This window comes from Streptomyces sp. KLMMK, from assembly GCF_036961605.1.
Classification (GTDB): Bacteria; Actinomycetota; Actinomycetes; order Streptomycetales; family Streptomycetaceae; genus Streptomyces; species Streptomyces telluris.
This window is the reverse complement of the sequence record NZ_JBAMDC010000155.1, coordinates 1-14,072: the sequence shown is the minus strand read 5'-3', so window position 1 is coordinate 14,072 and position 14,072 is coordinate 1. Positions and strand designations below refer to the sequence as shown.

Sequence of the window (14,072 nt, the reverse complement as noted above, 5' to 3'; positions counted from 1 at the left end):
CAGGGCGAGCATCGGGACCGGGGCGGCCGGCTGTTCCAGCCGCTCCGCGCGGTGCCCGGCGCCGACGAGCGCGAACGCCGTCCCCACGAGACGGGCGGGCAGCGGGAGTTCCCGCACGGCGAAGCCCATGGCTTCGATCAGGCCCACCGCCCCGCGCGTCACAGTGCCACCCACTCGCGCGATGCGCTCGCGTGCCCGGCGCAGTCGGGGCAGAACGGGTCGCGCCAGGCGGTCAGCGAGGTCTGTTCGCCGGTGGCGGCGTCCATGGTGGTGACCCGGCCCCAGGGGTGCTCCGCGGCCATCGGCAGCAGGGCGCGCAGGGCGAGGTGGGCGACGAGCCCGCCGGTCCAGTAAAGGCACCCCGGTTGGAGGGTGGCCCACCCGGCGGACGGCCCGGGCTCGCGGGCCCCTTCCTCCTCCGGCCGTGCGGGAAGGTGACAGCGCAGGCACCCCGACTCGCCGGGCCGCACCCAGGGGCCGATCCGGACGCGCTGCGCGTCGAAGCGCACCGGCAGCCATGACCTGCGGTCGGCGCACAGGGTCCGGTTCGCCGCCGCGAGGCGCGCCTCGCCGGAGTCGGCGACGATACGGAGCGCGGCGTCCGCCTCCGGCTCCGGCCCGGCGGGGTTCAGCCCCTGTTCCCGGAGCAGGCGGTTCCATACGGAGACGACGGGTTCCGGGCCGGTCACGTGAATGTGTTTCGCCCGGATGCCGGAGAATACCCGGTCCGGTTCGGCGGCCCGGCGGCAGATATACGAATAGAGCCGCCGGCCGGGCTCGTCGTCGATGACCGCGTTTTCTCCGGGAAAGAGCAGGACACCCATGTCGCGTAAGCGCGGCATGAACGGCGACAGCCTTCGGGCTTCCGCCTCGGTGAGCTGCCGGCGGATCGGGGTGCTGCGGCGCATCCTGGGCACCACCTGCGTGATGACGTCCGCCAGCGGCTGCAGGGCGGCCGGATCCGCGGTCAGCGCGTAGGTCCGCGGGCCGACGGCGATCTCGCATTTCTCCGGCCCGTGCATCCGGAATTCGACGTCGGCGGCCGCGACCGCCACCTTCTCCAGCACCGCGGAAAGGTCGGAAAGCTCGGAATCAGGCACGGAGCCCATCGTAGGCCCGGAACAATAACCGCCCAATACGGAATTCCCCGGTACTGTACTACGGAATTCCGTAGTAGGGGAATGCATTGTTCGCATGTCCAATGGCTGCCTCGTTCCCGGGAGTCGGACGGAGCATCCGCATGGACACGTTCAGTCGTAGAGGGTTTCTCGGCACCGGTACCGCGGCGCTGTCGCTGCTGGCCCCGGGCATGTCGCCGGCGCACGCCGGCCGTGTGCCCTGGGCGCGGCTGGACCGGCGTCTGCAGGGCCGGCTCGTCCGGCCCTCCGATCCGGTCTACCGGACGGCCAGGCAGCTCGACCTCGCGCAGTTCGACGCGGTCGCCCCGAAGGCCGTCGCCTACTGCCGGAGTCCGCACGACGTGGCGCTGTGCCTGGCCTTCGTCCAGGACCACGACGTGCCGTTCGCGGCCCGCAGCGGCGGGCACAGCTACGGCGGCTACTCCACCAGCCCGGGCCTGGTCATCGACGTGTCGCGGCTCGACTCGGTGACGGCGGGCCCCCGGAGCGTACGGGTCGGCGCGGGTGCGCAGGCGGTCGACGTGGTCGACGCGCTCGCCCCGTACGGGCTGGCCCTGCCCGGCGGCACGTGGGCGACGATCGCCGCGGCCGGGTTCGTCCAGGGCGGCGGCATCGGCTATCTCACGCGCTCCCTCGGCCTGGCCTGCGACCGGGTCACCGCGGCGCAGGTGGTCCTCGCGGACGGCCGGGTCGTCACCGCCTCTCCGGAGGAACACCCCGGCCTGTACTGGGCGTTGCGCGGTGGCGGCGGGGGCAATTTCGGCGTCGTCACGTCGTACTCCATGACCCCCGCGGCCGTCGGCCCGGTACGGACGGCGCGGCTGTCCTGGGCCTGGGACCACGCCGTCGGCATGATGGACGGCTTCGCCCACTGGCTGGTCGACGCGCCGCGGACCATCGGCGGCGCCGCCGTGGCCGTCCTCGCCGACGCGGCTCCGGGCGGGACGCCCCTCGCGGGCGTGACCTTGCTGTCCACCGGCACCGATGCCGAACTCGCGGCCGAAGTCGCCCGCTTGGTCTCCCTGTGTGGTCCGCCGGCGGACCACACGGCCGACAGGGTTCCGTACCGGTCGTTCATGATGGAGGCCTTCAAATGCGGCACCCTCACGGCCGCCCAGTGCCACCGCACCGGCAGCACCCCCGAGGGCCGGCTCCCCCGGGCCGCCTACGGCCTGGTCCGCGGCCGGATGTTCGGCCGGCCGCTGCCCCGTGCCGCCTGGGAACGGGCCCTGGAGGTCTTCGACCTGGCCCGGGTCCCCGGCCAGACCCACAAACTGGAGGTCCTGGCCCTGGGCGGCGCCGCGGGCGACCCGGGCCGCACCGACACGGCCTACGTGCACCGCGACACCCTCTTCGACATCAACTACCTGAGCGTGATCGGCCGCGGCACCGCCGGCACCGCCGCGAAGATCGCGGCGAAGCAGTGGGCCGACGCCGGTTTCCACGCCGTCGACCCCCACTCCAACGGTGAGACCTACCAGAACTTCATCGACCCGTCCCTCCGCGACTGGCGTCACGCCTACTACGCGGAGAACTACGCCCGCCTCTCCTCCGTCAAGGCCGAGTACGACCCCCACGGAGCCTTCCGCTTCCCGCAGGGCATCGACCCGGCGCCCGCCCGCGCCGAGGGACGGTGACAGCTCGCGGCGACCGCGGGGTGAGGGCCGTCCGGCCGCGAGGCGGCTGATCCCTCTCAGGGCCGTTCGGCCCATGGTGGACGCAACTCCCGGCAGATCATGATCGGTGCAGCGCAGCGGTGCGCCGACCGTCGACGGGAGCCGGTTGTGGAGCAGACAGAGGCGTTCTCCCAGGACAGGCCGATCCGGGTCTTCCTCCTGGACGACCACGAGGTGGTCCGGCGGGGGGTCCACGACCTGCTGGATGCCGAGGACGACATCGTGGTCGCCGGGGAAGCGGGCACCGTCGACCACGCACTCGCCCGGGGGCCCGCCCTGCGCCCCGACGTCGCCGTCCTGGACGTGAGGCTGCCGGACGGCGACGGCATCACCGTCTGCCGGGAGCTGCGCTCGCGGATGCCGGGGCTCGCCTGCCTGATGCTGACCTCGTTCGACGATGACGACGCCCTCCTGGACGCCATCATGGCCGGGGCCGCCGGGTACGTCCTGAAGCAGATCAAGGGGTCCGACCTCGTCTCCGCCATCCGCACCGTCGCCTCCGGCCAGTCCATGCTCGACCCGGCCACGACCACGCGCCTGATGACCAGCCTGCGCGGGGACGGCGAGGACGCCGGGCCCGGTGACGAGCGGCTCGCCGACCTCTCGCCCCGCGAGCGCGACATCCTCGCGCTGATCGGTGACGGTCTCACCAACCGGCAGATCGGCAAGAGCCTCTTCCTGTCCGAGAAGACGGTCAAGAACCACATCTCGCGGCTGCTCGCCAAACTCGGCGTCGAGCGGCGCATCCAGGCGGCCGTCCTCGCCACCCAGGCCGGCCGGGGCACCGCCGAGCCGGGCCCGCCGGCGGGCGAACCCGGGGGCCGCCGGGAGCAGTCCGGCCGCCGGGGCTGAGCCGGACCGCTGCCGACGTGAGCACGTCGCTGTGCGGTCAGATGCCGGCGGCCGCCTCGCCGGTACCCGCCCGGCCACCGTCGTCCCGGCATTCCTTCGCGCACCGGTCCGTGCAGCCGGCGGGCCGGGCGGACGGCCGTAAGCCTTCCGGTGCCGCATTCCCGCGCCGGGTCCGGGCGATGAGGAGGGCTGCCGTCGCCTCACAGCCGAGGAACAGCACGAAGCCCGCCACGGAGAACGGGCCCATCGCGCTGAGCGAGGCGTCCCGCGCCCAGCCCAGCGTGCCCAGGCACAGAAGGTGCGCGATCCAGGCCGACCGCAGCGCGGCCGCACGGCCACGGGCCCGACGGGCCGGTGTTTTCGTCGAGTTGTCGTTCGTCTGCATGACATTCCCCCGTCTCCGGCCGTTCATCGACCGGATATCCACTTTCGGGGGAACATCCTCCGGGGCCATGGGGACGGTCAGTCCCTCCCCATGGGGCCGATCGGCCCCCCGCGGATCGGGGGTCGCCCCGTGCGCAGGGGGGTGCGCCAAGACGCCCCCGGTGGTGCCGTGACAGGGGACCACCAGCCTATTGAATTTTGAACTTCTTTACGGCACGGCAGGGCGGGGGACGGCCTGTCCGCAGCTACTCCGCCGGGAGGGGAACGCGCCAGGTCAGCACCGTGCCGTCACCGGACGGGGCGGAGAGCAGCAGCCGCCCGCCGTGCCGTTCCGCGCGTTCGGCGAGGTTGCGCAGCCCGCTGCGGCGCCCGTCGCCGGGCATGCCGACGCCGTTGTCGGTGACGGTGAGCACCAGCTCCCGGCCGTCGTTGACCACGCAGACGCCGGCGGACGTGGCGCGGGCGTGCCGGACGACGTTCGTCAAGGCTTCCGCCAGGACGGCCACCGCGTCGTCGATGACGGCGCGCGGCACCTGGGTGTCCAGCAGTCCCTCCATCCGCAGGCTCGGCGCGAAGCCGAGGAGCGTGGCGGCGCCTCCGACGGTCTGCACGACGCGGGTGCGCAGCCCGTGCTGGGGCGCGGTCTCCCGGGACCGCAGGCCGAAGATCGTCGCCCTGATGATCTTGATGGTCTCGTCGAGGTCGTTCACCGCCCGCTGCACGCGCTCCGACGCCTCCGCATGGTCGATGAAGCGGTCGGCGCTCTGCAGCGTCATCCCCGTGGCGAACAGCCGCTGGATCGCCAGGTCGTGCAGGTCGCGGGCGATCCGGTCGCGGTCCTCCAGCAGCGTGAGCTGTTCGGCGTCCGCCCGGCGCTCCGCCAGCTCCATGGCCATGGCCGCCTGCCCGGCGAAGTTCAGCAGGGGCTCGATCTCCTCCTGCGAGAACACCGGCCGCCCCGTCCCCCGGGCCAGGAACAGCACGCCGATCACCGTCTCACCGGACTTGATCGGCACCGCCACCGCCGGCCCCAGACCGGTCACCGACGCGGGCACCGCGGAGACCCGCGGGTCCTCGTCGACGCTGAGGCTGCAGACCGGCTCGCGCTCGCAGAGGACGACGCCGACCAGGGTCCCCTCGACGGGGAGGGCGACGCCGCGGATGGCGTCGGCCAGCTCCCCCGTGGCGACCTCGACGGTCAGCGCGGACCCGTCGTCCAGCGGCAGCGAGACCGTGGCCAGTTCGGCCTCGGTGATCTCCTTGGCCAGCTCGGCGATCTGGGCCATCACGTCCTGCCGCGGGCTGCCGGACATCAGGCTGGTCGTCACCCGGGCGCTCGCCCGCAGCCACCGTTCGCGCCGAGTGGACTCCTCGTACAGCCGGGCGTTGTCGATGGCGACGCCGGCGGCGACGGCGAGCGTGGAGAGCACCGCCTCGTCCTCGGCGTCGAAGTCCGCCCCGCCGCGCTTCTCGGTCAGGTACAAGTTCCCGAACACCTGGTCGCGGACGCGGATGGGGACGCCCACGAAGCTGTGCATCGGCGGGTGGTTGGGCGGGAAGCCGTACGAGGCGGCGTGCTCGGAGATTTTCGGCAGCCGCAGCGGCGCGGGGTGCCGGATCAGCTCCCCGAGCAGCCCGTGCCCCGAGGGGAACGGCCCGATGGCCCTGATCTGCTCGTCCGTCAGCCCGACGGTGAGGAACTGCGAGAGCGTGCGCCCGTCCTGGCCGATGACCCCCAGCGCCCCGTACTGGGCGTCCACCAGCACCACCGCCGCCTCGATGATCCGGCGCAGCACGTGCTCCAGGTCCAGTTCGCGCCCCACCGACAGCACTGCCTCCAGCAGGCTGTGCACCCGGTCCCACGTACCGCGTGCGGTGTCGAGCCGTGCCTGGAGCTCCCCCAGCAGCTCGTCGAGTCTGAGGTGCGGCAGCCGCACCGAACCACCCCCGGCGCTCTCCAACGCGTCTCCTCACGAACGGACGAGGTGTGTCTCGTCGGACCACCGTATCGGTCCCGGGGCGGGGCGGAGACGGATGCGCCGGCCCGGGCCGGAAGAAGCGGCTCCATGGCAGAACGACCCCGGTCCCGCCCGATGCGATCGGGACGGGACCGGGGTGGCGTGAAGTGGTCGCCGGTGCCGTAGGGGCCCCGGCCGGAGGGGAGTTACGGCGCCATCTCGTACGCGCCGGACAGCGCCTCGACGCGCTCCCAGACGCGGGCCGAGCGGGCGTCGTCGACGACGGGGCGGCGGACCGCACCGAGGGCCCAGCGCTGCTGCTCCCCGGTGGCGGAGTCCTTGCCGTGCAGTTCGACGGCGTGCGCGGAGAAGTCGCGGACGAGGACGGCGAACAGCTCGTCCAGCACGTCCCGGTCGAGGCCGGTCAGGCGGGCCTGCTCCAGGATCAGCTGGCCGTGCACGACGAGGGCGAAGAGCTGGCCGACGGCGAGGAGGAGGTCGAGGTCGCGGCTCTGCTCCTCGTCGGGGGCGGCGGTGGTGACGAACTCGCACAGCGCGTCCGCCTGCTCCCGGAAGCGGCCGACGTTGGGCACGTCGGCGTAGGCGTCGTAGGCGGTGCGCCAGTCGTGGAAGCGGATGGCGCCCAGGCCGCGGGCCGGGCCCTGACGGAAGAGGAAGTCGTCGTCGGCCGCGTCGAGGCGGGTCGGCACGGGCGCGTACTCGGCCGGATTGAGCAGGTGGTTGCCCATGAACTTCAGGATCAGCGCGAGGTTGACGTGGACGGTGCCCTCCAGCTTCGGCAGGCCCCGGATCTCGGTGGCGGCCTGGGCGAAGTAGGTGTCCTTCTCGAAGCCCTTGGCCGCGATGACGTCCCACATCAGGTCGATGACCTTCTCGCCCTCCGTGGTCACCTTCATCTTCGTCATGGGGTTGAAGAGGAGGTAGCGGCGGTCGTCGGGGCCGGCGGAGCGGAAGTAGTCGACGGCGCGGTCGCTGAACAGCTTCATCCCGACGAGGCGGACGTAGGCGTCGGTCAGCTCGCGGCGCACGTGCGGGAAGGCGGTGACGGGGCGGCCGTAGAGGATGCGGTTGTGCGCGTGCGTGACGGCCTCGTACATCGCGTGCTCGCAGATGCCGATCGCGCCGGTGCAGAGGTTGAACTTGCCGACGTTGACGGTGTTGAGGGCGGCGTCGAAGGCGGCGCGTCCGGTGTGCAGGACGTCCTCGGCCGCGACCGGGTAGTTCTCCAGGCGGAACTCGCTGACGTACTTCGAGGAGTCGACGACGTTCTTGACGAGGTGGTACGCCTCGTGGCGGCTGTCGGCGGCGAAGAAGACGTAGCCGTCGGGGCCCTCGACGTCGGTGCGGCGGCCGAAGACGGAGACGAGGCCGGCGGCGTTGCCGTTGCCGATGTAGTACTTGGATCCGCTCGCCAGGAAGCCGCCGTCGCCGTCCGGCTCCAGGAGCATGTCGGTGGAGTAGATGTCGGCACCGTGGGACTTCTCGGACAGGCCGAAGGCGAACACCTCGCCCTGGGCGAGGAGTTCGGCGGCGCGGGCGCGGGCGGCGGCGTTGTCGCTCTGCCAGACCGGGCCGAGGCCGAGGATGGTGACCTGCCACGCGTACCAGTAGTCGAGCCCGTAGAAGCCGAAGATCTCGTTGAGGGCGGCTATGCGGGCGGTGTCCCAGCGCTTGTCCTGCTGTCCCTGCGCGGCGGAGGCCGGGGTGAGGAAGGTCGCGAACAGCCCCTCCTTCGCGGAGAACGCGAGGAAGTCCGCCAGCCAGGCGCGGGAGCGGTAGTCCTCGATCAGCTTGCGCTTGCCGCGCTCCTCGAACCAGTCGACGGTGGCGCGCAGCAGCCTGCGGGTCTCGGGGTCGAAGTGCGCGGGGTCGTAGGTGCGCGGGTTGAAGAGCAGCTGGTCGGCCATGGAGGTTCGCCTTTCCGGCGTGGAGATCGAAAGGTGTGGTCTGCAGGTCAGTGCCCGGCCCGGAGCCGGTGGAGCGTGGCGAGGACGTCGTCGAGCCAGGCGATCGTCATGCGCTCGTAGGCGATGCCGCCGCGCAGGACGACGTGCTGGAGCTCCCGCCCGGCCTCGCCGGGCGTTCCGGGCGCCTCGGGCCCGGTGAAGTCGCGCCGCTCCCCCGCGAGGTAGTGCGCGAGCCGGTCGGAGTGCGCCCGGTGGTGGCGTTCGACTTCGCGGATCAGTGCGGCCGGGTCGTCGAAGGCCGCGCCGCGGATCTTCACGGCGAGGTCGTGCCGGACGCTCTCGGGTTCGATCGGCTCATGGAGCCAGCCGGAGAGTGCGGCGCGCCCGGGGGCGGCGACGGAGTACTCCTTCTTGTCCGGCCGGCCCTGCTGCGGCACCTCGCGCACGTCGATCCATCCGTCGCCCTCCATCCGTTTGAGGACGCGGTAGATCTGCTGGTGGGTGGCGGTCCAGAAGTAGCCGATGGACCGCTCGAAGCGCCGGGCCAGCTCGTAGCCGGAGCCCGGCTTCTCCAGCAGGGAGACGAGGATCGCGTGCTCGAGCGCCATACCCGGATCCTGCTATGCAACTCGTTTCATAGACAAGCGCCCCCGCCCGGGTGAGACGCGGCTCACTCGCGGCTGCTCCCCAGGGCGGGGCCGCACCACCGGGGAGCCCTCAGGGGCGCGGGATGTTGCGCAGGTTCGAGCGCGCCACCTGGACCATCCGGCCCACGCCGCCCTCCAGGACCATCCGTCCCGCCGACAGGGCGGATCCGGGCGGGTGCGGGGCGCTCCGGCGACCGGCCGCCCTAGCGCCGCCGGTACACCGAGCGCTGGAGGTGGTCCTTGGCGGGGCCGGTGGTACGCCACTGCACGTGCCATTCGCCGGGCGAGACGACGGTGAACGTGCCGTCGTAGCCGTCCCGCCCGCAGGGGTGGCGGGTGGTCCAGTGCCCCGTGCGCAGGTCGAGGTCGTGGAAGGGCCGGCCGTCGGCGAACAGCACCTCGGCCGTGCCGTCCGGCCGGGGCAGCAGCCGCAGCGTCCGCCCGGCCCGGTTGACCGCGCCGGCCCAGCTCAGCTCGCCGTCCTCGACGTGCAGTACGGACGCCCCGTCGTCGGCCGGCCGGAAGTCGGCCGTGCCGTGGAACGCCCCCTCGGCGCCGGTGTCCAGGTCGAGCAGGGTGCGGTCGACCGTCCACTGCCCGGTCAGGTAGGCGACGGCGTCGGGGACGGGGCGGGGTGCCGAATCGCTGACGGGTGTCGGATCATGGGCGGCGCAGTTCACCGACCCATCATCCCCCGCCGCCGCGGGCGGCGGGCGCCGCGGCGGCACGGGGTGAGGACCCAGGAGAAGGGCACGCACTGATGCGCAGCGTCTACGTCGTCACGCACCCGGAAGCGACCCACCACGTCGAAGGGGTGGTCGGCGGCTGGCACGATTCGCGGCTCACTCCGGCCGGCAGGCGCGCGGCGGTCTCCATCGCCCGGGCTCTGCGGGCCGCGGTCCCCGACGGCGCCGGGGTGGAGCTGTTCTCCTCGGATCTGCGGCGGACCCGGGAGACGGCCGAGGAGGTGGCCGGGCTCCTCGGCGTGGAACCGGTCCTGGACCGCAGGCTGCGGGAGAAGTCCTACGGGGAGGCCGAGGGGCGGCCGCAGGAGTGGCTGGACCGGCGGTTCGTCCCGCCGCCGGCCGCCGGGGACCGGATGGGGCACGACGAGGGCCTGCCGGGCGCCGAGACCAGAGCGGTCCTCGCCCGGCGCGTCTACGCGGCCGTGGACGACATCCTGCGGCGCCCGTGCGCGCACCAGGTCGTCGTGACGCACGGTTTCGCCCTGACGTTCGTCGTGGCGGCATGGATCGGGATGCCGTTCGAGGCGCTGGGCCGTGTCGCCTTCCCGGTGGCCCCGGGCAGCATCACCACCCTGCGCGAGGACGACTTCTTCCACAACCGCCAGGTCGTCGGCCTCGGTGACACCCGGCACCTCGGCTCGTGACCGCGGTGCGCCTCACGCGGCCCGGGCCTCCCGGCGGTAGCCGCCCGGGGCCCGGCCGAATTCGCGTTTGAAGGCCTTGGCGAAGGCGTACTCGGAGCCGTATCCGGTCCGGGCCGCGACGGTCGTGAGCGGGGCGTCCGTCTCGCGCAGCAGCCGGGCGGCGGTCGTCATGCGCCAGCGGGTCAGATAGGCCATGGGCGGCTCGCCGACGAGGGCGGTGAAGCGGCGGGCGAAGGCCGCGCGGGAGAGGCCCACGCGCTCGGCGAGCGACTCGACGGTCCACTGGGCGGCCGGGTCCGCGTGGACGGCGGAGAGCGCCGGGGCGACGGCGCTGTCGCCGAGGGCGGCCGCCCAGCCCTTGGCCGCCGTCGGGGGCTGGTCCTCGAACCAGGCGCGCAGGATGTAGAGGAGCAGCGAGTCGATGAGCGCGGGCACGATGCCGGCCGATCCGATGCGCGGGTTCTCCAGTTCCGTGCCGAGGAGCTGGACGGCGGCGCTCAGTTCGGGGTGGCGGCCGTGCCGGGTGGGGAGGTGGATGATCTCGGGGAGCCGGCTCACCAGGGGGTGGGGGCGCCCCTGGTCCAGGTGGTAGTTGCCGCACAGCAGACTCGTGCCGGGACCGTCGCCGCCGATGGTGACCGTGCCGAGCGGCGAGCCGGGCCGGAACTGCTCGGGCCTCTCCTCTTCGGCCGGGGTGGAGGGGTCGTCGGCCAGGACGTGCCCCCGGCCGTCGCGCAGGAAGACCACGTCGCCCGTGCTGAGGGCGAGGGGCTTCAGGTGCGGCGCGTCGCCGAGGGGGACGAGCCAGCAGGTGCCGTACAGCACCACGTGGAAGCCGGCGCCGGCGACCGGGGGGAGGCGCAGCCCCCAGGGGGCGCGGCCGTGGGTGCGTACGGACTGGGGCTGCCCGGTCCGCATCGAGCCCAGCGCCTCGGTCAGGATGTCCAACGCCGTCCTCTCTTCCCCGTCGTTCCCGTCACCGGCCTTCCGGTCAGCGTACGTCCCGGCCCGTGTCAGTCGACGGTCAGGACGATCTTGCCCTGGGTCCGGCCCGAGCCGACCACCTCGTGGGCCGCGGCGGCCTCGGCCAGCGGGAACGTCCCGGCGACGTGGGGGCGGATGCGGCCGGCGTCCACGAGGGCGGCGATCGCCTCCAGAGAGGCGTAGTCGGGCTCGACGGAGATTCCGGCGAAGTTCCGGCCCGCGGCCTCGACCTGGGCGGCGAGCTCCTGGTTCCAGTGCTCCATGATGCTGACGAGCGTGCCGCCGGGGCGCAGGACGGCCAGGGAGCGGACGCCTTCGGAGGAGGAGTCGAAGACGACGTCGGCGTCCTTGACCGCCTCCGTGAAGTCGGTGGTGCGGTAGTCGATGACCTCGTCGGCGCCCAGGCCGCGCACGAAGTCGTGCTTGGGGGCGCTCGCCATGGCGATCACGTGGGCGCCGCGGGCCTTGGCGATCTGCACGGCGAAGTGGCCGACGCCGCCCGCCGCGCGGTGGATCAGCACCCGCTGCCCCTCGGTGATCCGGGCCGCGTCGACCAGTCCCTGCCAGGCGGTGAGCGCGGCGAGCGGGAGGGCCGCGGCGTGCACGTGGTCGAGGCCGGCGGGCTTGCGGGCCACCTGGCGGGACGGCACGGCGACGTACTCGGCGTAGCCGGTGGCGGCGCGCGGGAAGAACGGCATGCCGAAGACCTCGTCGCCCGGCTTGAAGCGGGCGCCCGGGCCTGCCTCCTCGACGACGCCGGAGATGTCCCAGCCGACGCCGAAGGGCGGCTCGCCGAGCAGCGGGTAGGCGCCGGAGCGGACGGCCACGTCGACGGGGTTCACGCCGCTGGCGTGGACGCGGACGAGGACCTCGCCGCCGAGGGGGGTGGGACGCTCGGTCTCGACGACCTCCAGGACCTCGGGGCCTCCGAAGGACTTCTGAACGACAGCGCGCATGGTGATCTCTCCCGGTGAGGGGCCGGGGCGGTGTCCCCGGCGGTTGATGTGCTCAACACTAGGAAGATCGAATGAGCGGATGAATATCCCCGAGTCTTGGAAAGATGTCCCATCGTCTTAACTGCCGGGATCCTGAGCCATCCCGGGCGACGGCTACTCCAGGGCACGCGGCGACCGCGCTCCGGAGTGTGGGATTCCCCTCAGCGGCACCGCTTGAACAGTCAAAAGAGTGTGGGGTTAGCATATGAGCGCCGCCTAGCTCGATCGAGAGATGGACCTGCACCTGTGACTGTCAACGAGGACTCGTTCACAAGCTGGAAGAACCGCGAGGAGATCGCGGAGTCGATGATCCCGATCATCGGGAAGCTGCACCGCGAGCAGGACGTCACGGTCCTCCTCCACAGCCGCTCCCTGGTGAACAAGTCGGTGGTCAGCATCCTGAAGACCCACCGTTTCGCCCGGCAGATAGCGGGCGAGGAGCTCTCGGTCACCGAGACGCTGCCGTTCCTGCAGGCCCTGACCACGCTCGATCTCGGCCCTTCCCAGATCGACATCGGCATGCTCGCCGCGACGTACAAGGCCGACGACCGCGGCCTGTCGGTGGCGGACTTCACCGCCGAAGCCGTCGCCGGCGCCACGGGTGAGAACAAGATCGAGCGGTGCGAGGGCCGCGACGTCGTCCTCTACGGCTTCGGCCGCATCGGCCGCCTCGTCGCCCGCCTCCTCATCGAGAAGGCCGGTTCGGGCAACGGCCTGCGGCTGCGCGCCATCGTCGTCCGCCAGGGCGGCGAGCAGGACATCGTGAAGCGCGCCTCGCTGCTGCGGCGCGACTCGATCCACGGCCAGTTCCAGGGCACGATCACCGTCGACGAGGCGAACAGCACGATCGTCGCCAACGGCAACGAGATCAAGGTGATCTACGCCAACGACCCGTCCGAGGTCGACTACACGGCGTACGGCATCAAGGACGCCATCCTCATCGACAACACCGGCAAGTGGCGCGACCGCGAGGGGCTGTCCAAGCACCTGCGCCCCGGTATCGACAAGGTCGTCCTGACCGCGCCCGGCAAGGGTGACGTGCCCAACATCGTGCACGGCGTCAACCACGACATGATCAAGCCGGACGAGCAGATCATCTCCTGCGCGTCCTGCACCACCAACGCGATCGTCCCGCCGCTGAAGGCGATGGACGACGAGTACGGCGTGCTGCGCGGCCACGTGGAGACGGTCCACTCGTTCACGAACGACCAGAACCTGCTGGACAACTACCACAAGGCCGACCGCCGCGGCCGTTCCGCGCCGCTGAACATGGTCATCACCGAGACCGGTGCCGCCTCGGCCGTCGCCAAGGCGCTGCCCGGCCTCAAGGCGCCGATCACCGGCAGCTCGATCCGCGTTCCCGTGCCGGACGTCTCGATCGCGATCCTCAGCCTGCGGCTCGGCCGCGAGACCGACCGCGAGGAGGTCCTCGACTACCTCCGCAACGTGTCGCTGACCTCGCCGCTCAAGCGCCAGATCGACTTCACCACCGCCCCCGACGCGGTCTCGAGCGACTTCATCGGCTCGCGCCACGCCTCGATCGTCGACGCCGGCGCCACCAAGGTCGACGGCGACAACGCGATCCTCTACCTGTGGTACGACAACGAGTTCGGCTACTCCTGCCAGGTCATCCGTGTCGTCCAGCACGTGTCCGGGGTGGAGTACCCGACCTTCCCGGTGCCGCAGGTCTGATCCCGGCGCACCGTCTTCTCCGGCGTTCCTGAACGCCGCGGCCGGGCGGCCACCTCAACGGCGAGGTGGCCGCCCGGCCGTTTTCCGTGGGCCTCTCACGCCCCCCCGTCCGGCCCCTCCCGGTGCTCCCGGCCGGGGGCCGGCTCGTCCTGGTCCAGGGCCAGCAGGGCCGCGCCGATCCACCCCGCCTCCGGCCCGAGGCGGGCCGGCTCGATGGCCGGGAGTTCACGGTGGGCGGCCGCGGTGACGTACCGGGCGAAGCTCGCCCGGGTGGGGGCCAGCAGCAGTTCGCCGGCTTCCGCGACGCCGCCGCCGACGACCACCAGCTCGACGTCGAAGAGGTTGACGAGCGTCGCGATGCCGATGCCGAGCCAGTGGCCGAGGCGCTCCAGCTGGGCACGTGCGGCCGGGTCTCCGGTGCGCGCTG

At 72.4% G+C, this 14,072-nt stretch carries 13 protein-coding genes; 4 read left to right on the top strand and 9 right to left on the bottom strand.

What is annotated here, in order from left to right; all coding sequences use genetic code 11:
- Positions 1-158: 158 nt before the first annotated feature.
- Positions 159-1,100 (bottom strand): TOMM precursor leader peptide-binding protein, encoded by a 942-nt coding sequence (locus tag V7793_RS21330; RefSeq protein WP_336008874.1) that lies wholly within the window; start codon positions 1,098-1,100, stop codon positions 159-161.
- A 140-nt stretch (positions 1,101-1,240) separates the two neighbouring features.
- On the opposite strand from V7793_RS21330, the gene V7793_RS21325 reads away from it, so the two are divergent.
- The gene (locus V7793_RS21325) at positions 1,241-2,776 is read left to right on the top strand and encodes an FAD-binding oxidoreductase (protein WP_336008872.1); all 1,536 of its coding nucleotides are present in this window, start codon (positions 1,241-1,243) and stop codon (positions 2,774-2,776) included.
- Positions 2,777-2,923: 147 nt separating this feature from the next.
- Positions 2,924-3,667, top strand: a complete 744-nt coding sequence (locus tag V7793_RS21320) for a response regulator transcription factor (RefSeq protein ID WP_336008870.1) — start codon at positions 2,924-2,926, stop codon at positions 3,665-3,667.
- A gap of 37 nt (positions 3,668-3,704) precedes the next feature.
- Here V7793_RS21320 and V7793_RS21315 read toward each other — a convergent pair whose 3' ends face one another.
- The 5 genes from V7793_RS21315 to V7793_RS21295 all read right to left on the bottom strand — a co-directional run bounded on the left by V7793_RS21315 (position 3,705) and on the right by V7793_RS21295 (position 9,264).
- Positions 3,705-4,052 carry a hypothetical protein gene (locus V7793_RS21315; RefSeq protein WP_336008868.1) on the bottom strand — a complete coding sequence of 116 codons (348 nt, stop codon included), beginning with the start codon at positions 4,050-4,052 and terminating at the stop codon, positions 3,705-3,707.
- A 244-nt stretch (positions 4,053-4,296) separates the two neighbouring features.
- The gene (locus V7793_RS21310) at positions 4,297-6,012 is read right to left on the bottom strand and encodes a GAF domain-containing sensor histidine kinase (RefSeq protein ID WP_336008866.1); all 1,716 of its coding nucleotides are present in this window, start codon (positions 6,010-6,012) and stop codon (positions 4,297-4,299) included.
- A 203-nt stretch (positions 6,013-6,215) separates the two neighbouring features.
- Entirely contained in the window at positions 6,216-7,937 is a 1,722-nt protein-coding gene (locus tag V7793_RS21305) for an acyl-CoA dehydrogenase family protein (protein WP_336008864.1), read from the bottom strand.
- Positions 7,938-7,984: 47 nt separating this feature from the next.
- On the bottom strand, positions 7,985-8,545 hold the full coding sequence (locus V7793_RS21300; RefSeq protein WP_336008862.1) for a PadR family transcriptional regulator: 561 nt from the start codon (positions 8,543-8,545) through the stop codon (positions 7,985-7,987).
- Positions 8,546-8,787: 242 nt separating this feature from the next.
- A complete protein-coding gene (locus V7793_RS21295) occupies positions 8,788-9,264 on the bottom strand; it encodes a DUF6314 family protein (protein ID WP_336008861.1) in 477 nt (158 codons plus the stop codon).
- 80 nt (positions 9,265-9,344) lie between these two features.
- Here V7793_RS21295 and V7793_RS21290 point away from each other — a divergent pair, with 80 nt between their 5' ends.
- Positions 9,345-9,974 (top strand): histidine phosphatase family protein, encoded by a 630-nt coding sequence (locus tag V7793_RS21290; RefSeq protein ID WP_336008859.1) that lies wholly within the window; start codon positions 9,345-9,347, stop codon positions 9,972-9,974.
- 12 nt (positions 9,975-9,986) lie between these two features.
- Here the strand turns inward: V7793_RS21290 and V7793_RS21285 are convergent, their stop codons facing one another.
- Positions 9,987-10,922: an AraC family transcriptional regulator gene (locus V7793_RS21285; protein ID WP_336008857.1), complete on the bottom strand. Its 936-nt coding sequence runs from the start codon at positions 10,920-10,922 to the stop codon at positions 9,987-9,989.
- Between the two features lie 65 nt (positions 10,923-10,987).
- Entirely contained in the window at positions 10,988-11,914 is a 927-nt protein-coding gene (locus V7793_RS21280) for an NADP-dependent oxidoreductase (RefSeq protein WP_336008855.1), read from the bottom strand.
- Between the two features lie 285 nt (positions 11,915-12,199).
- Between V7793_RS21280 and V7793_RS21275 the strand changes: the two genes are divergently transcribed.
- Complete coding sequence (locus V7793_RS21275) at positions 12,200-13,645, top strand: glyceraldehyde-3-phosphate dehydrogenase (RefSeq protein ID WP_336008852.1); 1,446 nt, start codon at positions 12,200-12,202, stop codon at positions 13,643-13,645.
- A gap of 95 nt (positions 13,646-13,740) precedes the next feature.
- On the opposite strand, the gene V7793_RS21270 is transcribed toward V7793_RS21275, so the two are convergent.
- Positions 13,741-14,072: ROK family protein (locus tag V7793_RS21270; protein ID WP_336008850.1), on the bottom strand; the 332-nt coding region annotated here is incomplete at its 5' end.